Consider the following 25,274-nt stretch of genomic DNA (forward strand, 5'->3'; position numbering starts at 1 on the left):
GGTCGGCCCGACCGCACCTCCCCGAACACCCCCCCCACCACCCCGACTGGACTACCCCGGCCGGCCGGCGAGGACGCCGACCGGCACCCCCCCAGGCGGTTCGACCCGACGGGCGCGGCCCCCGCACGGCCGCGTCCGTCCCCCGCCCCACCTCCGAAGGGTTCAGCCATGCACTCCATGTCCGTCCAGGAAACCGTCGACCGGGCGCCCGCGCCGGATGCGCTGCGCGAGGTGATGGCCGGCTTCGCCACCGGGGTGATCGTGCTCAGCGTCGGCGGCACGCACATCCACGGCATGACCGCCAACGCCTTCAGCTCGGTCTCGCTCGACCCGCCGACCGTCCTGTGCTGCGTCGCGCACGACGCGGTCATGCACCAGGCCATCCGCTCCGCCGGACACTTCGGCGTCTCCGTCCTCGGCGCCGGGCAGGAGCGGCTGGCCCGCTACTTCGCCGACAAGAAGCGGCCCCTGGGACCCGAGCAGTTCGACGGCCTCGACTGGACCGAGGGCCCCGCCACCGGGGCTCCGCTGCTCCGGGGCGCCACGGCCTGGCTGGAATGCGAACTGTCCGACTCCCACGAGGCGGGGGACCACTCGATCTTCATCGGCGGCGTGGTCGCCGCCGAGCGCGCCGAGGAACGGTCGGGACTGCTGTTCTTCGACGGCCGGTTCAGTTCGATCGAGTCGGAGCGGTCATGACCGGAAGGGATGACGGGGTCGTGACCGTGGACACCGTCGTCGGGCGCCTGTTCGTCGAGGCGCTCAACGCGGGCCTCGCCAGGGCGCGCGAGACCTCGGCGGTCTCCACCGGCGGCTCCCGTACGACGACCGCCCCCCGTCCGGCCGCCGACCCGTTCGCCACCGCCGTACTGGGCTCCTTCGACACGGCGCTGCCCGCCGTGCTCCCCACCCGGGACCGTCGGGACATCGGTCTCCAGACGGCGATGCGGCGACGGGCGCGGCAGGTCGTGGCCGCGGCCCTCGCCGCCGCCCGGCGCTCGGCCCCGCCCTCGCTCCTGCCGGTGGAGCCGAGCGAGCTGGCCCTGATGCACGAGAGGCTGGTGCGCACCCTGCTCCTTGAGTGCGCGGCCCTGACGGTCTGCGACACCCGGCGCTTCCCGGCCGGGACGGTGCCCCCGGCCGACCTGGTGAGGGAGCTGGGCCGCTCGCTGCGCACCTCCCGCCGCCCCGCCTGAGCGGCGGCGACGGCACGACGAAAAGCCGTGTGGCCGGTCGTACGGACTCTCTCCGTACGACCGGCCACACGGCGTTGTCGTGGACCCCGCGCGCCCGCCGTCCCCGGGGCACGGTCCAGGCCGTCTCCTCCGGATCCTGCCCGACCCGTGTCGTCCGGCAGGATCCGAAAGACACGGCCTAGCGGTACGTGGAGACCAGACGGGACAGATGGACACCGGCCACTTCGAGCGGCCGACTGCTGCGGGAGACCTGGGCGGCCAGTTCGGCACCCTCCAGGGTGCTGATCACCGTGTGCGCCAGGTCGCGGGCGTCGCTCTCGACGAAGCCCGATTCCAGGAGCCGGTCGAAGACCACACCACGCCAGCGGGCGAAGGCGTCCGCCGCGGCCGACTGGATGTCGGGGAGACGGCCGACGGTGCCCAGCGCGGTGGTCGTGATCGGACAGCCGTCGAGCCAGTCCGACTGCCGCAAGTTGTCGGCCAGGCTGCGGCAGAGCAGCCCGACGGCGCGGACCGGGTCCGGGTCGCTGTACAGTGCGTCCCGTAGCTGCTCCACGAACTCCTGGTCCCCGCGGCTGATGGCCGCGAGAGCGAGTTCCTGCTTGCCGCCGGGGAAGAAGTGGTAGACGGAGCCGAGAGTGGCCTGGGCCTCCTGCGAGATCTGTTTGATTCCCGTGCCGTCGTAGCCCTGCCGCTGCATGAGCCGTGACGCCGCCCTGATGATGCGCTCGCGGGTCGCGGGCACGGGCTCCGGGGTGGCTGCCGATCGATCGGGGTCGTCCGGTGGCTTCATATTCACCCAGCCCAGATTACCAGTAGAGCGTTCTTTTCAGACGTAGCGGTCAGGCCGATTTCCATACGGACGTGACCGTCGTATTGGATCGGGCCGACTTCCCCCACGGCCCTGACCGCGCCACCCCGGGAACCGTACGCCGTCCCGATCGGGACCGGCCGTATCGGTCAGACGAGGGCAGCCGCCTTCTGCGCCGCGGAAAGGCCCGTCTCCAGAGCGCCCTCGATGAAGGCGCCGCTCCAGCCGGAGGCTATGTCGGAGCCGGCGAACACCACCCGGCCTTGCGGCTGCTGGAGCGCCGGGAGCTGGCGCAGCAGCTGGCTCGGCCGCCGCAGCCCCCACCCGCCGCGAGACCAGACGTCGGTGCCCCACTGCTGCGCGCGGTAGGTGACGATCGTGGCGCCCGGTATGTAGGCCTGTACGGCGTTCTGCACCGCCGTCTGGTCCGCCACGTTCAGGGACGAACCGGCGAACCCGACCATCAGCCGTCCGCCGCCGGGCAGCTGCTGCTGCGGTATCAGCAGCGGCAGGGCGGAGTTCTCGGTGCCCTGCGCGTAGACCGCGTCCACGTTCCCGCTCAGGTGTATCCAGAGCTTCGTGGCCAGGGAGACGCCCACGCCCTCCATGGTCGCCGCCACGTGCGCGGTCGGCAGACCCGGGTTGAACTGGATCGCCTTCCACACGTTCACCGGCGTCGCCACCACGACGGCGCGCGCGCTCAGGACCTGGCCGCCGTTCAGCTGCACCTGGACCCCGGTCGCCGTGCTGGTCACGGAGGTGACCGGCGAGGACAGCATCAGGTTGATACCGGGAGTGGCCAGCATCTTGTCGAGCAGCTCCGTCATGCCGCCGGTCGGCTTGAACGCGGTCTGCTTCTCCCAGCCGTCCATGGTCCAGCCGCCCAGGGCCCACCACTGCGCCATCGACGTCATGGCGCGGATGCCGTTCTGGTTGCCGGTGTAGGCGGTGAAGTATCCGGCCAGCCACCGCTTGTCGAGCGTGGACATCGACAGCTGGGCGAGACGGCCGGAGAACGACAGCAAGTCCTGCTGCTGGAGGAGGTCCGCCCGGTACAGCGGGTCGTGCGGGTGGGCGAAGTACGTCTCCGAACCGGCGTAGAACTGCGAGAAGAGCGTACCCAGGTGCGTGTTGGCGTCCGCCGGGCTGAGCGCCTGGAAGCCGTTGGTGCCCGGCATGATCGACTGGGTCGGCACCACGTCGCCCACATTGCTCAGGCCGTAGCGCTGCATCTCCTGGGCCACCAGCTGGTGGTCGGGGCTCAGCCAGCCGCCGCCCAGCTCGATCCGCGCCCCGGACATCGTGTCGGTCCATATGCGCCCGCCTATGCGGTTACGCGCCTCGACGACCGTCACGTTCAGGCCCTGGGCGGCCAGTTCACGGGCGGCGATGCCGCCGGCGTACCCCGCGCCGATCACGATCACGTCGGGCGCGGGGGTCCTGGCCGCGGCGTGCGCGGGGGCGGCGGTGAACGGAAGCGTTCCGACCGCTCCGGCCAGTGCGGTGGAGCCCGCCGCCTTGAGGAACAGACGGCGTCCGGGCGCCTCGTCGGTGCTGTGCCGAGGTGCGGAAACAGGACGTGAACTCATCGGCGAACCTTCTTTTTTCACGGATCGACCGCTTATGAAGCAGCGGAATGTGGCTCGTTTCGGCCAGGTGACAGCTAAGCGGATGGGTGGCCGAAATCGGTCACCGCGCGGTAATCGGATGGTTTACATCCGTCCCCGGCGGGGAAGTGGGGGCTTCCCTTCCGGGCCTCCGGCCCAGCGCCGCGAAGCCCTCCCGGCCGGTCCGCGCCGACCGACCGGACCGGCTCGCACGACAAGGCCGGCCGGCGCCCTCCTGGGCGCCGGCCGGCCTGATCACGGGTCACACGGGTGGTACGAAGGACCGTCAGGGAGCGGGGAAGTGCTCCGTCCGCACGAAGTACCGCACGTACCGGGCGAACAACTCCTCGTCGACCGGCGGGCAGACGATCCCGCTGCCGCTCAGCGCGGTCTCGGTCTCCGTGGTGTCCATCGGCGGATAGAACCGGTCGGTGTCGCCGGTCATCATCTCGAAGGCGTGCAGCAGCGGCAGCATCGCGTTGCCCCGGTCCCGCTGGACCCGTTCGCGCCACTCGTCCCAGCCGGTCTCCTCCAGTGTGTAGCCCAGCGCCCGCAGCCGCCGCACGCACTCGCGCAGACTCACCGAACTGGCGTTGAACAGCTGGAAGGTGCCGCCCGCGGACTCCGGCCGGCCCGAGACGCGCACGATCGCCGCGCTCACGTAGTCCACCGGCAGCAGATGGAAGCGCCCGTCCACGTCGGCGGGCACCGCGCCCGCTTGGATCAGGCCCTTCATGCTCAGCCACACGAAGTCGTTCGTCTGGCAGGCCCCGTTGACCTGGTCGCCCGAGACGACGTCGACCCGGTAGACCGAGACCGGCAGACCGCGCTCCACCGCCTTCGCGATCAACTGCTCCGCGACCCACTTGCTCTGGAGGTAGCCGCTGGGCAGCCGCTCGGCGGGACCCGTCGGATCGGACACCGCGAGCGGCCGTCCGCCCGGTGCCGCGTCGGCGAACACCCCGACGGTGGACACGTAGTGCACGGGCACACTGCGATGGCGCGCGGCCAGCCGCAGAACCTCCTCGGTGCCCCGCACGTTGGCCGCGCGCAGCTCCTCGTAGGGATGCAGCCAGTGCACCCGCGCGCCGTTGTGGTAGACCACGTCCACCGTGGCGGCCAGCGCGTCGAACTCCTCCTCGGACAGTCCCAGCCGAGGCAGCGCGAGATCGCCGACCACCACCGCGAGCCGGTCCGGGTCGACCTCCTCCCACACTCCGTACCGCTCCAGGTTCTCCCGCAGCCGCTCCCGCGCGGCGCTCGCGTCGGCCGCCCGCACCAGGCAGCTCACCGTCGCCCCGGTGGTGCGCATCAGCTCGCGCACCAGGAACGCGCCGAGGAAGCCGGTCGCCCCGGTCAGCAGTACCCGCTCCGGATCGGTCGCGCACCGCACCACCTCGGACGCCGGGCGCACGTCCTCGGCCAGCACCGTCTCGGCGGCGAAGTCGACGGTCCGGGATCCGGCCGGGGCCTCCGCTCCGTCCGTCGTCAGCGCGGTCACCAGATGGGCGGCGAGGGCCGCCGGAGTGGGGTGGTCGAAGGCCAGGGTGGCGGGCAGCCGCACCCCGACGAGGGCGCCGACACGGTTGCGCAGCTCCACGGCGGTGAGCGAGTCGAACCCCAGTTGCTGGAAGGAGCGGTCCTCCGCGATCCCCTCCGCGCCGCCGTGCCCGAGGACCCCGGCGACCTCCGCCTTCACCGCCTCGACGACGATCCGCAACCGCTCGTCGCCGGCGAGCCCGGCGAGCCGCTTCGCCAGCGGCTCGGCCGCCTGCGTGTCCTGGGCGGCCCGGCGGCGCGTGGTGCGGACGAGCTCCCGGAACAACGGCGGAACCTGAGGCTGTTCGCGTACGGCGGCCAGGTCGAGCGGCGAGGCGACCAGGGCCGGACGGCCGAGACCGAGTGCCAGATCGAGCACGGCCGGACCCGACGCCTCCGACAGCGGGAGGAAGCCGCCCCGGGCGATGCGCCGCAGGTCCCGCTCGCTCAGATCGGCGGACATGCCGCCGTCCTGGGTCCACAGACCCCACGCGACCGAGGTGGCGGGCAGCCCGAGGACCGCCCGCTTCTCGGCGAGACCGTCGAGGAAGGAGTTGGCGGCCGCGTACGTGGACTGCCCCGGGCCGCCGACGAGCGCCGCGACCGAGGAGAACAGCACGAACGCCGCGAGGTCCGTCCCCGCCGTCAGCTCGTGCAGATGCCAGGCGGCGTCGGCCTTCGCACGGAACACGTCCGCGAGCCGCTCCGGCGTCTGGGAACCGATCAGGCCGTCGTCGCGCACACCGGCCAGATGGATCACGGCCGTCAGCGGATGCTCGGCCGGTACGCCCGCCAGCAGCGCGGCCACGTCCGCCCGGTCGCCCACGTCGCACACCTCGATGGCGACCTGCGCCCCCGACTCCTTCAGCTCGGCGACGAGTTCGCTCGCTCCGGGCGCCTGCTCACCACGCCGACTGGCCAGCAGAAGCTGCCGCACCCCGTGCCGACGGACCAGATGCCGGGCGAACAGCGCGCCGAGCGAGCCGGTGCCACCGGTGATGAGCACGGTGCCATGGGGGCCGATCTTCGGAGCGGGGGCGGTCGGTGCGGCCGGTGGAGCCAGAGTGGTCGAAGCGCTCGGTGTGGCCGGTGTGGCCGAAGCCGGTACGGCCGGAGAACCCGGTGCGGTCACGGGACCCGAGGCCACCGAAGCAGGCCTCAAGCGAGGAACATGCGTCCGCCCCTCCCGTACCGCCGCCTGCGGCTCGTCCAGGCCCCACACCGTCTCCACGGCCGCCGTCGGATCGTCCTCGTCGGTGTCGACGAGCAGGACCCGGCCCGGCGCCTCCGACTGGGCCGACCGCAGCAGTCCCCAGACCGCCCGTACGCCGGGATCGCACACGTCCTCGTCCCGCACCCGGACCGCGTCGCGCGTCACGACCACCAGGGGTACGTCCGAGAGCCGCTCCTCCGCGAGGTGGCGCCGCACCGTCTCAAGGACCTCGCCCGCCGCCCGGTGCACCGCCGCCATGTCCTCGGCGCGCGGCGGCCGGTGGACGAGCACCAGGGCGTCCAGGGGAGTGCCCGCGAGCGCGTCTGCCGCCTCCTCGACCTCGGCGAACCGGGGCCCCGGCAGCCCCTGGGGCGCATCGCCGAGCAGGCCCCAGCGCACCGGCCGGCCGGACGGCACGCCGGGCAGGGCGGTCCAGCCGACCTCGAAGAGACTGTCGGCGGGCCTGGCCGCCGCCTCGGCGATCTCGCCCGGCGCCAGCGGACGCACGGTGACGGAGTCGACCGAGGCGACGGGCAGCCCCGCCCGGTCGGTCAGCGCCAGCGAGGCCGTCCCGTCACCGGTCACGGCGAGCCGGGCCCGTACGGCACCGGCCCCGTGCGCCAGCAGCCGTACGCCCTGCCATCGCGTCACGGTCCCCGGCCCGGCTTCCGGCCCGTCGTGCGCGAGCGTGCGCCCGGCGTGCAGGGCGGCGTCGAGCAGCGCAGGATGCAGCAGGTACTCCGCCGCCGCCGAGGGCTCGGGCAACGCGGCCTCGGCGAACACGGCTTCGGCGTTCCGCCAGACCGCGCTCACCTCCTGGTACACCGGCCCGTACCACTCGTCGCCCGGTGCGAGGAGCACCCTGGCGTCCGCCGGGTCGACGCGCTCGGCGCCGGTCGGAGGCCAGGTCGCGGAGGTCGCGGAGGTCTCGGCGGGGCCGGGCGGGCGCGTGCCGAGCCGCCCGTGGGCGTATCGCGTCCACGGCACGTCGGCACCGTCGGGCCGGGCGTGCACGGTCACGGCGCGTCCGTCCGGCCGCTCGCCGCCCACCCGGACCTGCACCTGGAGTCCCGAACCCGTGGGCAGGACGAGGGGCGGTGCGGTCTCCAGCTCCTCCAGGACGGTGCAGCCCACCTCGTCACCCGCGCGGACCGCGAGTTCCACGAGCACCGACGACGGCAGCACCTCGGCCCCCTCCACGAGGTGGCGGGCCGGCCAGGGGCGTACGTGCGGCGAGAGACGGCCGGTGAACAGCACCTCGTCGGAGCCCGCCGGTCGCACCGCGGCGCCCAGGAGCGGGTGTCCGCCGGGGTGCAGCCCCAGTCCCGCCGCGTCCTGTCCGTTCTGTGCCTGCGGCTCCACCCAGTAGCGGCGGCGCTCGAAGGCGTACGTGGGCAGGGTCGTGCGCCGGGCCCCGGTGCCCGCGAAGAACGCCGCCCAGTCCACCGGCACGCCCCGGTTGTGGAGCCGGGCCAGGCCCGCGACGGCGGTCTCCGCCTCGGCGTGCCCCCGCCGCAGCAGGGACGGTCCGGTCAGACCGTCGTCGGTCTGGGCGGCCAGCGGTACGAGCACCGCGTCCGGGCCCAGTTCGACCAGGGTGGCGGCGCCCTCGGCACGCAGCGCCCGTACGGCGTCGGCGTAGCGCACCGTGCCGCGCAGCTGCGCGGTCCAGTAGCCGGGGCTGCGCAGGTCGTCGCCGCGGGCCGGTTCGCCGGTGAGGGTGGAGATCACCGGGATGCGCGGGGCGTGGAAGGTCACGCGTGCGGCCACCGCGCGGAACTCGTCGAGGACGGCGTCCATGTGCGGGGAGTGGAAGGCGTGGCTGACGTCCAGGAGGCTGGTCCGGTGACCGCGCTCGGCGAGCACGGCGCGGACCTCGGCCGCCTCCTCGGCGTCCCCGGCGATCACCACGGACGTGGGGCCGTTGACCGCGGCGAGCGCGAGGCCCGGCCGCCCGGCGAGGAGTGCGGTGACTTCCGCCTCCCCGGCCTGCACCGCCACCATGACGCCGCCGCGCGGCGCGGACTGCATCAGGCGGCCTCGGGCGGCCACCAGCGCCGCCGCGTCCGCCAGGTCGAGGACACCCGCCGCGTGGGCGGCGGCCAGCTCGCCCACCGAGTGCCCGGCCACCAGGTCGGGCCGTATCCCGAGGGATTCGAGGAGGCGGTGGAGGGCCACTTCGACGGCGAAGAGCGCGGGCTGGGCGGCCTCCGTCTCCGTGAGGCCCCGGCCGTCGCGGATCGTCTCCGCCACCGGTCGCGCGAGATGCGGGTCGAGGGCGGCGGCCACCTCGTCGAAGGCGGCGGCGAAGGCGGGGAAGGCCTCGTACAACTCCCGCCCCATGCCGACGCGTTGCGATCCCTGGCCGGTGAAGACATAGGCCAGCCGGCCGTGGCCTCGGCTGTCCCGCAGCAGGCGCGGGTCCTGCCCGCCGGAGGCGAGGGCCGTCAGACCGGCCACCAGGTCCTCGCGGCCGGTCCCGACGACGGCGGCGCGGTGGGCGTGGGCGGCGCGGGTGGTGGCGAGCGAGTGGGCGAGGTCGAGATCGCGGGCGGGGTGGGTGTCGAGGTGGGCGAGGAGGCGTTCGGCCTGGGCGCGCAGGGCCGTCTCGGTCTCGGCGGAGAGCAGCCACGGCAGGACGGGCGGCGCGCTCGCCTCAGTCGCCTGAGCCGTCCCGGTGGTCCCGGTCGCCTCGGTCTCCTCGCCGGTCGGGGACGCGGGGAGGTCGGGGGCTTGTTCCAGGATCACGTGCGCGTTGGTGCCGCTCACCCCGAAGGCGGAGACGGCGGCGCGGCGGGGGCGTCCGGTCTCGGGCCAGTCGCGCTGCTCGGTGAGGAGTTCCACCGCGCCGGAGTCCCAGTCGACCATGGGGGTGGGCTCGTCGATGTGGAGGGTGCGGGGGAGGACCCCGTGGCGCATGGCCTCCACCATCTTGATCACACCGCCGACCCCGGCCGCCGCGACCGTGTGCCCGATGTTGGATTTGAGGGAGCCGAGGTGGAGGGGGTGGGGGGTGGTGCGTTGGCCGTAGGTGTTGAGGAGGGCTTGGGCTTCGATGGGGTCGCCGAGGCGGGTGCCGGTGCCGTGGGCTTCGACGGCGTCGATGTCGTCGGGGTGGAGTTGTGCGTCGTCGAGTGCTTGGCGGATGACGCGTTCCTGGGCGGGTCCGTTGGGTGCGGTGAGTCCGTTGCTTGCGCCGTCTTGGTTGACGGCGGATCCTCGGAGGAGGGCGAGGACGGGGTGGCCGTTGCGTTGGGCGTCGCTGAGTCGTTCGAGGACGAGGATGCCGACGCCTTCGGACCAGGAGGTGCCGTCGGCGGTGGCGGAGAAGGACTTGATCCGTCCGTCCGGCGCGAGCCCCCGCAACCGCGAGAAGTCGACGAATCCGCTCGGCGTCGCCGTCACGGTCGCTCCACCCGCGAGCGCGAGGGTGGATTCGCCGGAACGCAGCGAGCGCGCGGCGAGGTGGAGCGAGACCAGGGACGAGGAGCAGGCGGTGTCCACCGAGACGGCCGGTCCCTCGAAACCGAACGTGTAGGAGAGGCGCCCCGAGGCGACGCTGGACAGCTTGCCGGTGAGCAGATGGCCCTCCAGCTCCTGCGGCCCCTCAAGCCCCAGATAGCTCTGCTCGATCACCCCCGCGAACACACCGGTGAGGCTGCCCCGCAGGGTCGCCGGATCGATCCCGGCGTCCTCCAGGGCCTCCCATGCCGTTTCGAGGAGCAGCCGCTGCTGCGGGTCCATGGCCTGGGCCTCGCGAGGCGAGATGCCGAAGAACGGCGCGTCGAACAGGGGCGCGTCGTGCAGGAACCCGGCCTCCTTGGTGTACGTGGTGCCCGGCCGGTCCGGGTCGGGGTCCCAGAGCCGGTCCAGGTCCCAGCCCCGGTCGGTGGGGAACGGCGAGATGGCGTCGACGCCGTCGGCGACCAGCCGCCACAGATCGTGCCGGGAGGCGACACCGCCGGGAAAACGGCAGGCCATGCCGACGACGGCGATGGGCTCGCTCGCGCCCTCCTCCAGTTCCGCGATGCGCTGCCGGGCCTTGTGGAGGTCGGCGGTCACCCACTTGAGGTACTCGACGAGTTTCTTTTCACTGGGCTCGTGGGACATGCGTGAACGATTCTCCTCGGCAGACATGGGGGGTGGACTCGGGACGAGGTCAGGACGAGGACCGGCCGAGTTGGGAGTCGATGAAGGAGAAGAGCTCGTCGGTGGAGGCGGACTCGATCGCCGCCGAGGCGTCCGCCGGGCCGGCGGCTCCATCGACGCCCTCCGTGCGGGAACCCCCGCCGGGACCGTCCGAACGGAACGCTCCTGAGCCGTCCGCACCGCCCGCCGGAGCGTGCAGGTTCGCGGCGAGGGCGCGGAGCCGCTCGGCGATCTCCACCCGCCGGGCGGCCTGCCGGGGCGGTGCGGCGAGCAGGGACGCCAGCCGGTCGAGCCCTGCCTCCAGCTCCCCGGCCGAGCCGTCGTCCTGATGCGCCGCCAGTTCGAGCAGCCGGGCCGCGAGCGCGGCCGGTGTCGGGTGGTCGAAGACGGTGGTCGCCGGCAGCGGGATCCCGGCCGAAGCGCTGAGCCGGTTGCGCAGCTCGACCGCCGTCACCGAGTCGAAGCCCAGCTCCTGGAAGGGCCGCTCCGGTGCGACGGTCCCGGCCGAGGAGTGGCCGAGGACGGCGGCCACCTCCGTACGCACCAGGTCGAGCGCCCGGCGCTCCCGCTCCGCCAGGGGCAGCGCGGCCAGCCCGCCGCCCGACGGCCGGTCGCTCTCCGAGGCGGCCCGGGGCCGCACCGGACGGGCCGCTCCCGCCGCCGTCTCCCGGGAGACGTGGAACTCCTCGGCCCCCAGATCGGCGAAGCGGACCCCGTCCACCGTGGCCACCAGCGCCCCTGCGGGGTCGGTGAGCCGGACGGAGACCGCGCCCGCCTCCCGCTCGACGACCTCGGCGCGTACGACGGTGGCGCCCTCGGCGAGCAGCTGCACGCCCTGCCAGACGACCGGCGCGGCGACGCTGTCCGGGGCGGTGCGCAGCGGTACGGACCGCAGGGCGACATCGAGCAGATACGGGTGGACGCCGTAGAGACCGGCTTCCTCGGCCCGCTCCTCGGGCAGCCGGATCTCCGTCCCTCCGGAGGAGACGGCCCACAGCTCGGCGACGGGCGCCTCCGGCAGCAGGACGCCCTCGGCGTGCAGGGTCCACGGCGCCCCGGCCGCACCCGCGGGCCGCGCGTGCACGGTCAGTTCGCGTCCGCCGTCCGGACCCGGCCGCCCCGCCCGCACCTGGACCTCCACCGCACCATCGGGCGGCAGCACCAGGGGGGCGCGCAGACGCAGCTCCCCGACCCCCGCGAGGCCGGTCTCGTCGGCGACGCGCAGGGCGAGTTCCACGAGCGCGGGCGCCGCGACGACCTCCGCGCCGAACACCTCGTGCCGGTACGGCGACGGGCTCGTGCGCCCGGAGACGCGCCGGGTGAAGAGGACCTCGTCCTGCCCCGCGACGGCCGTCGCGGGTCCCAGGAGCGGATGGCCGGTGGCCCGCCCGGTGGAGACGGTCCCGTCGTCGGCCACCGGTTCGAGCCAGTGCCGTTCGCTGTCGAAGGCGTACGTGGGCAGGTCCACCCGCTGCGCCCCGGTGCCGTCGAACAAGGCCGCCCAGTCCACCGCGCCACCCTGGACGGACACTTCCGCCAGAGCGGTCAGCAGGGCCGGGGCCTCGGGCCTGTTCCGGCGCAGCGAGGGCGCCGTCACCCGGCCCGCCGGCTCGCGGAGGCAGTCGGCCGCGAGGGCGGCGCAGACGTTGTCGGGTCCCACTTCGAGGAAGGTGGTGACGCCCGCCTCCTCCAGGGTGCGCACCGCGTCCAGGAAACGGACGGGCTTGCGGATCTGCTCGGTCCAGTAGTCGGGCGAGGTCCACTGCCCCGGTGCGACGGCTCGCCCGGTCACCGTGGAGACGGCCGCGATCCGGGGCTCGTGGTAGGTCAGCCCGGCGGCCACCGTGCGGAACTCGTCGAGGACGCCGTCCATGTGCGGGGAGTGGAAGGCATGGCTGACGGTCAGACGGCTGGTCCGGTGGCCTGCGGCGCGGAGCCGGAGCGCCACCTCCTCGGCGGCCTCGGCGTCCCCGGCCAGGACCACGGCGCGCGGCCCGTTGACGGCGGCGACGGCGAGACGGCCCGCGTGCTCCGCGACGAGGGAGAGGACTTCCTCCTCGCTCGCCTGTACGGCGATCATCGCGCCGCCGGGCGGGGCGCTCTGCATGAGCCGGCCCCGCGCGGCGACCAGGGCGGCGGCGTCGGGCAGGTCGAGGACTCCGGCGACGTGGGCGGCGGCGAGTTCGCCGATGGAGTGCCCGGCCACGAAGTCCGGCCGTACCCCGAGGGATTCGAGGAGGCGGTGGAGGGCCACTTCGACGGCGAAGAGCGCGGGCTGGGTGACCGCCGTCTCGTCGAGCCGGTGCCCGGTGCGCAGCGCCTCGTCCAGGGGGCCGTCCAGGTGCGGTGCGAGCGCGGCCGCCACGGCGTCGAAGGCATGGGCGTAGACGGGGAAAGCCTCGTACAACTCCCGTCCCATGCCGATGCGTTGGGCGCCCTGCCCGGTGAAGAGGAGGGCGGTGCGGCCGGTGCCGGCCTCGGCCCGGACGAGTCCGGGCGCCGTGCCGCCCGAGGCCAGCGCCCGTACGCCCGCCGTCAGGGCGTCGCGGTCCGGGGCCAGGACCACGGCCCGGTGCCGGAAGAGGCTCCGGGTGGTGGCGAGCGAGTGGGCGAGGTCGAGATCGCGGGCGGGGTGGGTGTCGAGGTGGGCGAGGAGGCGTTCGGCCTGGGCGCGCAGGGCCGTCTCGGACTTGGCGGAGAGCAGCCAGGGCAGGATGGGCGGCGCGGGCCTGGGCGGCGCGGCGAGGGGGGCGGCGGTGAGGGTGTCGGGGGCGGTGGTGAGGGTGACGGAGGTCCGCTCCGGCTCCCGTGCCGCGTCGGACTCGGCGGCGGCGGAGGTCCGTTCGGGCTCCGGCTCCCGCGTCGTGCCGGGCTCGCCCTCGGTGGTGGGGGCCTGCTCCAGGACGACATGGGCGTTGGTCCCGCCGAAACCGAAGGCGGAGACGGCGGCGCGGCGGGGGCGTCCGGTCTCGGGCCAGTCGCGCTGCTCGGTGAGGAGTCGCACCGCGCCGGAGTCCCAGTCGGCCATGGGCGTCGGCTCGTCGACATGCAGGGTCCGGGGGAGGACCCCGTGGCGCATCGCCTCCACCATCTTGATGACTCCACCCACCCCGGCGGCGGCCTGGGCGTGCCCGATGTTGGATTTGAGGGAGCCGAGGTGGAGGGGGTGGGGGGTGGTGCGTTGGCCGTAGGTGTTGAGGAGGGCTTGGGCTTCGATGGGGTCGCCGAGGCGGGTGCCGGTGCCGTGGGCTTCGACGGCGTCGATGTCGTCGGGGTGGAGGTGTGCGTCGTCGAGTGCTTGGCGGATGACGCGTTCCTGGGCGGGTCCGTTGGGTGCGGTGAGTCCGTTGCTTGCGCCGTCTTGGTTGACGGCGGATCCTCGGAGGAGGGCGAGGACGGGGTGGCCGTTGCGTTGGGCGTCGCTGAGTCGTTCGAGGACGAGGATGCCGACGCCTTCGGACCAGGAGGTGCCGTCGGCGGTGGCGGAGAAGGACTTGATCCGTCCGTCCGGCGCGAGCCCCCGCAACCGCGAGAACTCCGTGAACGCCACAGGCGTCGCCATCACGGTCGCTCCACCCGCGAGTGCGAGGGTGGATTCGCCGGAACGCAGCGAGCGCGCGGCGAGATGCAGGGCGACAAGCGACGAGGAGCAGGCCGTGTCCACCGACACGGAGGGCCCCTCGAAACCGAACGTGTAGGAGAGCCGCCCCGAGGCGATGCTGCCCGCGCTCCCGCTGAACAGGTAGCCCTCGGTGTTCCGCGCCGCCAACCCCGGCCGGGAACCGTAGTCGTTGTACATGAGACCCGTGAACACGCCCGTACGGCTGCCCTGGAGATCGCGCGGAGCGATCCCGGCCCGCTCCAGCGCCTCCCAGGAGGTCTGCAACAGCAGGCGCTGCTGCGGATCGGTCGTCAGCGCCTCACGGGGCGACATGTCGAAGAACGCCGGGTCGAAACGGTCGGCGTCGTGCAGGAACCCGCCCTCGCGGGTATGGCTGGTGCCCGGCAGGTCGGGGTCCGGTGCGCCGAGCGCGTCCAGGTCCCAGCCCCGGTTCTCCGGGAACGGCGTCACCGCGTCGACACCGTCGGTCACCAGCCGCCACAGGTCGGCGGGGGAGGAGACGCCGCCCGGATAGCGGCACGCCATCGCCACCACGGCGATCGGCTCCCGCTGTCTGTCCTCCACCTCGCGCAGCCGTTCGCGTGCCTCGCGTGCCTCGACGATGGCTCGCTTGAGGTAGTCCCGAAGTCTTTCCTCGCCCGCCATGGTGTTCAGCTCCCGAGGTGAAGTGAGTGTGCACGACTATTACGTGGTACCGGGTTGCCGACCCTAATGAACGCCCGATAATGCGCCGGTAATTGAAAGACGCGTGAGGGCTGCCGGGCGTCGATTACCTGACAGTGAGCGTCCGGTTGTTCGCTCCTCGTTACCCTTCGGCGGGAGTTACGGAAAGTGAAGATGTCCGGCCGACGCGGAAAATGAAGGAGACAGCGAACATGGCGCAACTCACGCAGGCCGTGGAAAAGCACACCGCTCTCTACGTCGAGGCGTTCAACGCCGGCGACGTCGACGCGGTCAATGCCATGTACACGGAAGAAGCCGTCGCCATCTGGGAGCCCGGCAAGCCGCTGACCGGGCAGGCCCGTATCGACTCGGTGCGCGAGTTCCTCGCCCACGGGCCGCGGATGACGGCCGTGCCGCGGCAGACGTTCGTCACGGGCGACACCGCCCTGCTGGTCGTGGACTGGACGATCGACACCACCGACGGCGACGGCAACACCGAACACCTCGCGGGCGTGGGCCTCGACGTGCTGCGGCGCGGCACGGACGGCAACTGGCGCTACGCGATCGACGAACCGTACGGCCAGAAGTGAGCCGTACCGCCCGGCCCATCGACCAGCCAAGCCAACCGGAGGTTTTCCCGTCATGAGCTTCACCGTCGACATCGACTTCGACAAGCCGGACCTCACCGACGACACCTACACGCAGAACGAGATCTTCCTCCAGGTGTTCAACTCGGGCGACGGCGAACTCTTCGACCGGCTCTACCGCGCCGACGCCATCTCGAACTTCTCGGGCGAGCCCCTCACCGGCGAGGCCCGCAAGACGTTCTTCAAGGAGTTCCTCGCCCCCAAGCCCGTGCTCCAGGCGGAGGTCACCCACTCCTGGGTGGCCGGTGACGTGGCCCTGATCGGCGTGCGCTTCGTCATCGACGGCACCGACGGCGACGGCGAGCCGCTGCACATCGAAGGCACCTGCACCGACGTTCTGCGCCGGGTCGAGGACGGCAGGTGGCTGATGGCCATCGACCGTCCCGTCGACGGCGGTCTGGTCGCCGGCTGACACCCGGCGCGGAAGAACCCCCCCCGGAGACCGGTCGCCCTCCGGCCCGGGGGCCCGGTGGGGCCGTCCGCCCGCCCCCCGTCGGGCGGACGGCCCGCCACCCTCACCAGGGACGGCCGATTCCGCACTCCGCATAGGGACCGGCCGTTTGTGAACGGGTGGTTTCGCAAGAGTGAAAACATATTCCCATGGAGGCAGAGTGAGCCCGCTCGGCACGGAAGAACAGCAGGTTCTGGAAGCGGTCAAGGAAGCGGTTCCCACGCTTCGCCGCAATGGAATGGAAACCGAGAAGCAGCGCTGGCTCCTCGAAGAGAACATCGAGCTGCTTGAAAAGGCCGGAGTTTTCCGCGCGGCGGTTCCCGAGCGATTCGGCGGGCTCGACCTGCCCCTGGCCGAACAGGCCGAGATCCTCCAGACGATCGCGCGGGGCTGCGGCTCCACGGGCTGGGTGTCCATGGTGTGGCTCTCCAGCACCTGGATCGTCAGCCTCTACCCCGACCGCGCCCAGGAGGAGGTCTTCGCGGGCGGCTCGGTGCGCGTCTCCGGCGGCTTCACCCCGTCCGGCACCCTCACCCCCGTCGAGGGCGGCTACCGGCTCAGCGGCAGCTGGCGGTTCAACACCGGTGTGCCCGGGGCCCAGTGGAACATCCACGCGGCCGTGGCCGAGCACCCCGACGGCACGCACGAGGAACTCTTCGCACTGGTCCCCGCCGAGGACATCACCATCGCGGACGACTGGGACGTCTTCGGCGCCGCGGGCACCGGCAGCGCCACCTCCACGGTGAAGGACGTCTTCGTCCCCGCGCACCGCGTGGTCGACGCCTCCGTCTACGAGGCGGCCACCGGCGACCGCTGGAACGCCGAGGCCAAGGGCCGCAACTACAACCTGCTCAGCTACATCGTGGCCACCTGCGCCCCCGTGTACCTGGGCATCGCCGACTCCGCCCTTGAGCTGTTCGCCGAGCGGGTCGCCGGCAAGCCCATCACGTACACCAACTGGACCGACCAGCGCGAACACCCCTACACCCAGGTCACGGTGGGCCGCGCGGCGAACCAGATCGCCGCCTGTGAGGCGCTGTCCCGGGACTGGCTGCGGGTGATCCAGGAGCGTGCCGACCGCGGCGAGCGGCTGACCGTGGAGGAGAAGGCGACCATCCGCGGACAGGTCGGATACGTCGTGGAGGCCACCAAGGACGCGGTGCAGATGCTCTTCGACATCAGCTCGGCCTCCACCATCGTGCGCAGCAACCACTTCCAGCGCGCGTTCCGCGACATCTCGGCCCTGTCGCTGCACGGACTGCTGGCCCCGACCGGCTCCCTTGAGGCGCACGGTCGCGTTCTCCTCGGTCTCGAACCCGGGACCGACTACCTCTGAGCCGCCGTCTGGAGGCCACCATGGGCACTCTCTCCGATGCTCCCGCGCTCTTCGATTCCGCGTACTACCGCGATCCTTACGCGGTCTACGACTGGCTGCGCGTGCACGACCCGGTCCACCGCTTCCGGTTCCCCGTCGGTGACGTGCCGATGGTGTTCCTCTCCCGCTACGACGACGTCAAGACCCTGCTCAGCGACCAGCGTTTCAGCAACGACGGCGGTGCCTGGGGCAGCGAGGAGTTCCGCCGCTCCGGCATGATCTTCGGCGCCGGAACGCTGATCGGGCGCATCCTCACCGTGCTCGACCCGCCGGACCACACCCGGGTGCGGCGGCTCGCGATGGGTGCCTTCACCCCGCGCCGGGTGGCGACCTGGAAGGAGCCGGTGGACCGGATCGTCGCCGAGTGTCTGGCGCGCCTGGAGAAGTCGGACGCGCCGGACGTCATGGAGTACGCCGGCCGTATCCCCGCCGACGTCACGGGCGAGATCCTCGGATTCCCGCTCAAGCGGTTCGGCGACATGCTCGACGCCATCGAGCGCGCGTTCCACGCCGACCCCGACAACCCCGACCACGAGGCGGAGGTCGCCGCGGCGTTCGAGGAACTCGTCGACTACGGCCGTGAGCTGATCGTCGAGAAGCGCCGCAACCCGGGCGACGACCTCACCTCCCACTTCGTCCACGCCAGGGACGGGGAGGACCAGCTGACGGAGGACGAACTCGTCTCGCTGGTGGCCGTGATGATCATGGCGGGGATCGACACCACCCGCAATCTGATCGGATCGGCGGTCCTCGCCCTCCTCGACCACCCCGACCAGCTGCGGCTGCTGCGCGAGCGCCCCGAGCACGCGCCGACCGCCGTCGAGGAGTTCCTCCGTTACGACGGGGCCTTCTGCGTCGGGCTGTTCCGGCTCGCGAAGGAGGACCTGGAGATCGGCGGGGTCCACGTGCCCGCGGGGACACCCGTGGTGGCCGGTCTCCAGTCGGCCAACAACGACCCGGAGAAGTACGCCGATCCCCGGCGGCTCGACATCACCCGCTCCGGCCAGCGGCACCTGGCCCTGGGGCACGGGCTGCACAACTGCATGGGGGCGGCGCTGGCCCGCCTGGAGACCGGTGTCGCGGTCCCCGCGCTGCTCGAACGGTTCCCGCGGATGCGCCTCGCGGTGCCCCGCGAGGAGATCCTGTTCGAGGAGAACTGGCTGCTGCGCAGCCTGCCGTCCCTGCCGGTGGAACTGTGAGCGGACGGAGCGGGGACGTGTCCGGCACGCGGGAGACCGGGGAGCGGGGCAGGCGGCTGCTCCTGTCGATCGACGCGGCGGCGTGCACCGGCGCGGGGACCTGCGAGGCGATGCACCCGGAGCTGTTCCGGGTGGGCGCCGAGGGCTACGCGGTGGTGAGCCGTACGGAGCTGACGGACCCCGGGGACATCGAGGCGGCGTCCGGCGTCCTGGACGTGTGTCCGACGGAAGCGGTCCGGCTGAGACGGGCCGACGCGGCGGGGGAACAGGAGGAGAGGGCGCGGTAGTCGCCCGGATCCGAGCGCCGTGAGGGGCGCCGTACGTGCTGTCGGCTCAGGGCGGCGGCACGTACGGCGCCCCTTGTACGTGCCGTACGCCCTGCCGGGGAAGCTCCGGGGTCTGCTGTAGGGCCTGCTCCGGGACTTGCTCCGGAGCGGTCTCCGAGGGCCGCCGTTCTAGAAGCCACCGTTCTAGGACGGTCGTTCTTTTTGGTGAAATGAGCCGGTTCTTGCGGAAACACCCAGAGTTCGATGAAGCGTGCCCAGGGTCTGGTGAAACGCCCAGGGCCCTCCTGGCCCAGGCGACGACGGTCGGGACGTCGCCAGGGTCGGAAGGGCTCGGGGGCGGTGCTGTCAGGCCGGGGCCTGAACGGTCACGCGGACTTCTTCAGCAGCTCGACGATGCTGGAGAAGCTGTCGGCGGCGTGGCCCGCGTCCATCGCGCGGCGGAACAGGTCCACCACCGCGTCCTGGAAGGAGGTGTCCACGCCCGCGTCGCCGATGGTGTGCTTGACGTGCTCGACGCTCGCCAGGCCCATGGCCAGACGGTCGACGTCGCCCGCGTGGTTGCCCGCGTCGATGCGCTCCGCGTAGAAGCCGAGGAAGTGCGGCATCGCGAGCATCGTGTCGTTGGCGTGGGACAGGATGTCCGCGGCCTTGAGCCCGTTCGCCTCGGCCAGGGCGATCGCCTGCCAGTAGCTGAGCATCGACGGCCAGAACATGGCCATGCCGATCTGGTACATGAGGGCCGCGAGGCCCGGCTCCTCGCCGCGGAAGTCGGTGCCGGTGAGCACCTCCAGGCTGGTGCGGTGCCGGTCGAAGGAGGCACGGGGGCCGCTGTAGAAGGTCTTCGACTCGGGCTTGCCGATGCCCGCCGGCGGAACCGTCACGCCGCCGGTCAGGTGCACGCCGCCGCGCTCGGTGATCCAGCGGGAACCGGCCCGCGTCTTCTCCGGGGTGTCGGAGCTGAGGTTCACGAAGACGTGGCCGCCCAGGACGTCGGCCGCGGGCTCCAGGACGGTGTACATGGCGTCGTAGTCAGTCAGGCTGAGGATCACCAGCTCGTTGGCCTGGACGGCGTCCTCGACGCTCTTGGCCAGAACGGCGCCACGGGCCACCAGGGCGTCGGCCCGGGAGGCGGTGCGGTTCCAGAGGGTGACCTCGTGTCCGTTCTCGAGGAAGGCGTCGGCCATCGCCTGTCCCATGGGACCGAGGCCTATGACGGTGACGGACTGGCTGCTGCTCATGAGAGGGGAACCTCCGTTGGTCCGGCTGTAACGAGCGCTCTAGATGCGCGCGAGAAGAACGTAGCACAGTTCCTAGGATGAACGCTCTAATTAGTTGAAGGCTTGTTAGATCGTCATCCCGGAGCAGAGGGAGACGGCGAGGAAGTACGGGAGAAGCCCGGCTCGGCCCGGATGTGAGCGTGCGGAACGGGTCCGCCCGGGGTGTCGTGGGCGGGCCCGTTCCGGGGGAGGTCGCGAGGCTAGGCCAGGACTCCGCCGAGCACCTGGTCCACGAGGCTCATCGCGTCGGGCTCCGTCATCACCTGGCGGAACAGGGCCGACCGTGCCAACACGGGCCCGATCAGGGCGTCGACGACCAGCCTCGGGTGGGTGTCGGCCCGCAACCGGCCGGTCCTGATGTCGTTTTGCTATCGCAAGGAACTGGCGGGGGTGTTGCGGGGGCACGCCGGAAGCCTGGACTTCGTGGGCTCGCTCCGGCACGGCGACGGCGATTTCGACGGTGACCACGAGGGCCACTCGGGCTGACGGATCGACGAGTTGACCGACAACGGATACCCGGCCGGAGACCTCGACGGCTGGCTCCCCGCCGCGAAACCCAACGTGATCACGCTGATCGCGGGCACCAACGACCTCAACCGGGGTGAGCCCACGACACCCGAGCAGGCCCGGGACCGGATGGACAGGCTCCTCGGCAAGATCCACGCGATGTCACCGGACATGACGGTGCTGCATCGCCGCTGCCTGCGCCGAAGGGCTCGCGCGGGCGGCCGAGGACGAATGGGTCCATCAGACCGACGTGGACGGCGACGGCAAGGCGGACTACGTGGTCGTGGGCGACCACGTAGAGGTGACGGCCTATCTGAACAGGGGCGGCGACGGCAACGGCGGGTTCGTCGAGTCCGAGTTCGCCTCCGGTCCCGCCGGAAACGGCTCGGGACACCGGGTCCGCTTCGCCGACATCGACGGCGACGGCCGGGCCGACTACCTCTCTGGTGGGCGACGGCGGCTCGGTGCAGGCCTGGCTGAACAACGGTGGAAACAGCGGAGGCTGGATCGATCGGGGTGCCTTCGCCGCAGGCGTCGCACCCGCGGACCGAGTCCACCTCTAGTACGGCGACGGCGCACACCGTGGTGAGTAGTACGGCGATGGTGTGCGCCGTGGTGAGGCCGCAGCGCTCCGGCCGCGGCCTCACCACGCGTCAACGAGGCGCGGTCACCGGCTTGAAGACCACCGATCCGAACCGCAGACGCTCCCTGGCGAGACGCCACCCCAGCTCACCGGCCAGCTCGTCGAGCCCTCCGAGTCCCAGTCCGCGATAGGCGCTGACAGGGAGCGTGATCGTCCCGTCGGGGTGACCAGGGCCCTGTGCGATAGCCCGCCGCAGGGCGAAGCCCGCACGTTCCCGCCACTGTTCGGGGGTCCCGGTCAGTTCCAGTCGGTACTGACGCCGGGACAGAATCACGCTGTCACCGTACGGATCCTTCGGCACGCCCTTCCGCGTACCACCGAACGGCCCCGCCCCGGCGCCGCCGAGGAGAGACACGGCCAAACCCACGGCGACACCGACGGGCACATAGACCCACTGAAGGAAGAACTGGCAGCGCAACCCCAGGACCGAGCGCGGCGGCAGCGGTCCGTACACGATCTCGTCCGATGCCCTCGCCCGCACATCCCCACCCTTGAACAGCCTCTGCTTCCCACCCGGCGCACCGCTCCCTGCGCACATCGTGCCCGGCGCAGGGCGAAGCGGAGAGCCGGTGCCCTCGGCCGCTCGACGACGAGGAGCATCCCGCGATCGTACGGGAGGGGTCCCGGCCATTCTGCCTGTTGGCGGCTGCGACGGGAGACCTGGAGTGGCACGGGAGACGCTTGAACGAAGTACGCGGGGGCGGGGAGGGCCGTGCGGTGGGGCCGTCACGGAAGAGGACCGGCACATCGAAGCTGTCGGCGTAGGTGAGCGGCGCCTGGTCGGGGGATGCTCTCGGGGAACATGGGGCTCATAGGGGGCCACCCTGGCACTGGCCCGGAGCCTCCCGGGCGCGGGGTGGTGGAACGCTGCTCGGTACGGCGCCCGGCGTCGGGGCGCGATCGCGCCACGCACGTCGGCGACAGGCGTCGTCGGACAGGCGCCCGCTCACACCCGGCTCGCACCCGCTCACACCCGATCAGGTCCGGTCAGGCCCGCTCGGGCCAGAAGATCGACGAGGGGAGCCGGACGGAGGGCAGGCGTACCGTCCGGACCGGTCCGAGAGCGGCCGCGACGGCATCGAGGGCTTCGTCGTGGGTCCCGCTTCCGAGGACCTCGGCAGTACAGGCAGGGCAGTCTCCCGGGCGGCGGATGTGGCCGGCGCTACGGTCCCCGGAGCCCCGGACGTGTGCGAAGGCGTCGTCCGGGAAGTCGGCCCGCACGGCATGCCACACCCCGCCGCGTTCGTCTTCGGGCAGTCCGGCCGCCACCGCCGGTCGCATCGGCGGCAGCAGACGCCCCCGGTCCTGGACGAGGAACACCCGATCGGTGAAGTCGACGCTGTCCCCCTCGGGGCGCTCCTGCTCCAGCCAGGCTCTGGCCTCCTCGCGGGATCCCGGCCCCCACAGATAGTCCGTCGGGAACCGCGTGGTCTCGTAACGGGTGTCGAACTCGGCCCAGTGCTCGTCATCCCAGCGACCACCCGGCCCGAAGGGGACGGCCCGCACCACGACGTGCTGGTAGTCGTCGCTCTCCCGACCTTCCGCCGGACCGGGAACGGTGAGCGCTTCGGCGGGCTCCATCCGCGACCGGCCGGAACCGTTCCAGCTCAGCACGGCGATCTCCCGGCGCAGAGGTGCCGGGTACAGGCGCCCGTCGCGCGTGGGCTGCCCCCACAGCTGGTTGATCAGCTCCGCCAGATCGCGCACCGTCCGGGCCGCCTCGACGGGAGTGTCGACATGGTGGCCGGAGGGGTGGGTGACATGGTTGCGCAGCTTGGCCAACGCGTCTTCGACCGGGCGGCTGCGCCGCCCGCGGAGCAGACCTGCCGCACGAGCCCACAGGCGGAGGCCGTGCAGCATCCCGTTGAACTCGATGGTGCGGGCGGCGACGACCAGCTTCGCGCGTTGGCGCGACATCTTGTCCGCACGCTTCTTGACGTCGTCGTACGAGGTGACGGCGGAGGAGACGTCCGAGCCGGCGGGGAGACGGAAGGTGACGGTGCCGGCGCACCACTCCATGAAGCGGTCGCGCAAGGCCTGCTCGTAGATCAGGAGCGTCTGGTCGCCGACCATGGTGTACACGTCGTAGCACAGCACGCCGTAGGCGAAGACGGTGCGCAGTCGCTCGAAGGAGTCGCGCGTTCCCGCCGCGACACCGTCCACCAGGTCGCAGTCGGCGATCTGTCGCTGCTGGAACTCCGCGGCGTCCTCGGGCCTCATACGGCCGCCGAGCCCGTACGGGTTGAACGCCAGCGACAGATCGTCTGCGGCGCGCAACTCCTCAAGCGGCCGGATCTCCATGCACTTCTCCTCACGGTGGGAAACAGGCCAGGATGCCCTGGCGGGCCCCGGTCGGCCACCTCTTTCCTTCCGGTGCCCTCGCGAGGTCGACCCGAGATGCCTCGGGACAGGGAGCGGGCCGGGAACGGCCCTGCCGGACCGCGCCTCGTCCCTGCGTCTCGTACCCGCGCCTCGTACCCCCGCCTCCACCGCGCCGGGAGCCGGGGCGTCCGTCGTGACCTTGGCGAGGCGATAGCGGGCACGCGTTCCCTGTGATCACCCTGAGTTACTATGCTGACTTCATGCCGTAGGTCGGCAGAGCGGGGGAGCGGCGCCCATGGGGGACTGCCGGGGAAACAGGGGGAGCGGCGTTTCGGTGGAGACTCCCCGGATTCTCCCCGGCGTCGTCCGCCGTGATTCTCCCCGCCGCACCCTCAAGGCGGCGGCCATGGATTGCGATATTGAAGAGAAGGGTGGCCTGGGAAAGTGCTGCAAGAGGTCGTAGCGACCCGCTATGTCACGCCCCTGCGTGAAGGCGGCTCGCTTCCCGGGATCGTCGAGGCCGACGATCTCGGCACGTACGTCATGAAATTCACCGGCGCGGGGCAGGGGCGCAAGACCCTGGTCGCCGAGGTGATCTGCGGGCAGCTCGGGCGGAAGCTCGGGCTGCGGGTGCCCGAGCTGGTCACGATCCAGCTCGACCCGGTCATCGGGCTCTCCGAACCCGACCAGGAGGTGCAGGAGCTGCTCAAGGCGAGCGGCGGGCTCAACCTGGGGATGGACTTCCTGCCCGGCTCGCTGGGCTTCGACCCGCTGGCGTACGAGGTCGACCCGGCGGAGGCGGGCCGGGTCGTCTGGTTCGACGCGGTGATCAACAACGTCGACCGGTCCTGGCGCAACCCGAACACGCTGGTCTGGCACGGCGACCTGTGGCTGATCGACCACGGCGCCACCATGATCTGGCACCACAACTGGCCCGGGGCCCAGGCGTCCGCCGCCAAGCCGTACGACGCCTCCGACCACGTGCTGGCCCCCTTCGCGCCGGACATCGCCGCTGCCGCCGCCGAGCTGGCACCGCTCGTCACCCGCGAGCTGCTCGACGAGGTCGCCGCCGACGTCCCCGACGAGTGGCTCGTCGACGAGCCCGGGTTCGCCGGCACCGACGAGCTGCGCGCCGCGTACGTCGAGGCGCTCCTGCCGCGCGCCGCGACCATCCACGAGCGGATCACGCTCGGACCGCGCAAGGAGAACCGGCCGCAGCAGCCGCCCGGCTGGCTCGCCGAGCGTCTCGCGCCCCGGACGCACCCCATTGAGAAGGCCAGCACCGAGAAGGACAGCACCCCGTGACCGACCGCGATGTCTTCGAGTACGCGCTGCTGCGCGTGGTGCCGCGGGTCGAGCGCGGCGAATGCTTCAACGCGGGAGTGGTCGTCTACTGCCGTGCCCGTTCCTACGTCGCCGCCCGCATCCATCTGGACGAGACGAAGCTGACGGCGCTCGACCCGGCGGCCGACACGGCGGGGGTCCGCGCCGCGCTGCGGGCGATCGAAGGGGTCTGCCTCGGGGGAGAGGCGGCGGGCCAGGCGGCGGGGGACGACGCCGGGCGGCGCTTCCGCTGGCTGATCGCGCCGCGCTCCACGGTCGTTCAGCCGGGCCCCGTCCACACGGGTCTCACGGCCGACCCCGAGGCGGAGGTGGAACGCCTCCTGGGGCTGCTGGTGCGCTGAGCCTCGCCCGGAGGACGCTCGGCGCCCCCGTCCGGGGACAGGGAGTGACCAGGTGCACCCGGTGGGCCGTTGACACCGGGT

Annotated in this window: 17 protein-coding genes and 2 pseudogenes; 12 read left to right on the plus strand and 7 right to left on the minus strand. The window is 72.3% G+C overall.

Features of this window, described 5'->3' with window-relative positions:
* The first annotated feature begins 177 nt into the window (after positions 1-177).
* Positions 178-699, plus strand: a complete 522-nt coding sequence (locus BU197_RS03605; RefSeq protein WP_223183929.1) for a flavin reductase family protein — start codon at positions 178-180, stop codon at positions 697-699.
* Positions 696-1,196 carry a hypothetical protein gene (locus BU197_RS03610; RefSeq protein ID WP_188266701.1) on the plus strand — a complete coding sequence of 167 codons (501 nt, stop codon included), beginning with the start codon at positions 696-698 and terminating at the stop codon, positions 1,194-1,196. The genes BU197_RS03605 and BU197_RS03610 overlap by 4 nt, the downstream gene beginning before the upstream one ends.
* A gap of 178 nt (positions 1,197-1,374) precedes the next feature.
* On the opposite strand, the gene BU197_RS03615 is transcribed toward BU197_RS03610, so the two are convergent.
* The 4 genes and pseudogenes from BU197_RS03615 to BU197_RS03630 form a co-directional block, all read right to left on the minus strand.
* Positions 1,375-1,989 carry a TetR/AcrR family transcriptional regulator gene (locus BU197_RS03615; RefSeq protein WP_188266749.1) on the minus strand — a complete coding sequence of 205 codons (615 nt, stop codon included), beginning with the start codon at positions 1,987-1,989 and terminating at the stop codon, positions 1,375-1,377.
* Positions 1,990-2,156: 167 nt separating this feature from the next.
* Entirely contained in the window at positions 2,157-3,596 is a 1,440-nt protein-coding gene (locus BU197_RS03620) for a flavin monoamine oxidase family protein (RefSeq protein ID WP_188266702.1), read from the minus strand.
* A gap of 304 nt (positions 3,597-3,900) precedes the next feature.
* The gene (locus BU197_RS03625; protein WP_411158433.1) at positions 3,901-10,428 is read right to left on the minus strand and encodes a thioester reductase domain-containing protein; all 6,528 of its coding nucleotides are present in this window, start codon (positions 10,426-10,428) and stop codon (positions 3,901-3,903) included.
* Positions 10,429-10,525: 97 nt separating this feature from the next.
* A pseudogene (locus BU197_RS03630) lies at positions 10,526-14,743 on the minus strand (type I polyketide synthase); the annotation flags it as partial.
* Between the two features lie 269 nt (positions 14,744-15,012).
* Between BU197_RS03630 and BU197_RS03635 the strand changes: the two are divergent.
* From BU197_RS03635 to BU197_RS03655, 5 genes are all read left to right on the plus strand, one after another.
* Positions 15,013-15,390, plus strand: a complete 378-nt coding sequence (locus BU197_RS03635; protein ID WP_188266705.1) for a YybH family protein — start codon at positions 15,013-15,015, stop codon at positions 15,388-15,390.
* Positions 15,391-15,442: 52 nt separating this feature from the next.
* The gene (locus BU197_RS03640) at positions 15,443-15,859 is read left to right on the plus strand and encodes a YybH family protein (protein WP_188266706.1); all 417 of its coding nucleotides are present in this window, start codon (positions 15,443-15,445) and stop codon (positions 15,857-15,859) included.
* 199 nt (positions 15,860-16,058) lie between these two features.
* Entirely contained in the window at positions 16,059-17,234 is a 1,176-nt protein-coding gene (locus BU197_RS03645) for an acyl-CoA dehydrogenase family protein (protein ID WP_188266707.1), read from the plus strand.
* A gap of 20 nt (positions 17,235-17,254) precedes the next feature.
* Entirely contained in the window at positions 17,255-18,472 is a 1,218-nt protein-coding gene (locus tag BU197_RS03650; RefSeq protein WP_188266708.1) for a cytochrome P450 family protein, read from the plus strand.
* Between the two features lie 17 nt (positions 18,473-18,489).
* Positions 18,490-18,759, plus strand: coding sequence for a ferredoxin (locus BU197_RS03655; RefSeq protein WP_188266709.1), 270 nt, complete (start codon positions 18,490-18,492; stop codon positions 18,757-18,759).
* Between the two features lie 365 nt (positions 18,760-19,124).
* On the opposite strand, the gene BU197_RS03660 is transcribed toward BU197_RS03655, so the two are convergent.
* Positions 19,125-19,997: an NAD(P)-dependent oxidoreductase gene (locus BU197_RS03660; protein ID WP_188266710.1), complete on the minus strand. Its 873-nt coding sequence runs from the start codon at positions 19,995-19,997 to the stop codon at positions 19,125-19,127.
* 369 nt (positions 19,998-20,366) lie between these two features.
* Between BU197_RS03660 and BU197_RS03665 the strand changes: the two genes are divergently transcribed.
* The 3 genes and pseudogenes from BU197_RS03665 (at position 20,367) to BU197_RS31430 (ending at position 21,132) form a co-directional block, all read left to right on the plus strand.
* Positions 20,367-20,522, plus strand: a complete 156-nt coding sequence (locus tag BU197_RS03665; protein ID WP_188266711.1) for a hypothetical protein — start codon at positions 20,367-20,369, stop codon at positions 20,520-20,522.
* A 12-nt stretch (positions 20,523-20,534) separates the two neighbouring features.
* Positions 20,535-20,798 (plus strand): annotated as a pseudogene (locus tag BU197_RS31425) (GDSL-type esterase/lipase family protein); the annotation flags it as partial.
* Positions 20,794-21,132 carry an FG-GAP repeat domain-containing protein gene (locus BU197_RS31430; protein WP_188279211.1) on the plus strand — a complete coding sequence of 113 codons (339 nt, stop codon included), beginning with the start codon at positions 20,794-20,796 and terminating at the stop codon, positions 21,130-21,132. The pseudogene BU197_RS31425 and the gene BU197_RS31430, both read left to right, overlap by 5 nt.
* 64 nt (positions 21,133-21,196) lie before the next feature.
* Here BU197_RS31430 and BU197_RS03675 read toward each other — a convergent pair whose 3' ends face one another.
* Together BU197_RS03675 and BU197_RS03680 are read right to left on the minus strand one after the other, a co-directional pair.
* On the minus strand, positions 21,197-21,460 hold the full coding sequence (locus BU197_RS03675; RefSeq protein ID WP_188266713.1) for a hypothetical protein: 264 nt from the start codon (positions 21,458-21,460) through the stop codon (positions 21,197-21,199).
* Positions 21,461-22,173: 713 nt separating this feature from the next.
* A complete protein-coding gene (locus BU197_RS03680) occupies positions 22,174-23,487 on the minus strand; it encodes a hypothetical protein (protein ID WP_188266714.1) in 1,314 nt (437 codons plus the stop codon).
* 465 nt (positions 23,488-23,952) lie between these two features.
* Between BU197_RS03680 and BU197_RS03685 the strand changes: the two genes are divergently transcribed.
* Both BU197_RS03685 and BU197_RS03690 read left to right on the plus strand, forming a co-directional pair.
* Positions 23,953-24,813: a HipA family kinase gene (locus tag BU197_RS03685; RefSeq protein WP_188266715.1), complete on the plus strand. Its 861-nt coding sequence runs from the start codon at positions 23,953-23,955 to the stop codon at positions 24,811-24,813.
* Entirely contained in the window at positions 24,810-25,193 is a 384-nt protein-coding gene (locus BU197_RS03690) for a DUF3037 domain-containing protein (protein WP_188266716.1), read from the plus strand. Before BU197_RS03685 ends, BU197_RS03690 begins: the two co-directional genes overlap by 4 nt.
* Positions 25,194-25,274 lie beyond the last annotated feature (81 nt).

Source organism: Streptomyces sp. CBMA291, assembly GCF_014596525.1.
GTDB lineage: Bacteria > Actinomycetota > Actinomycetes > Streptomycetales > Streptomycetaceae > Streptomyces.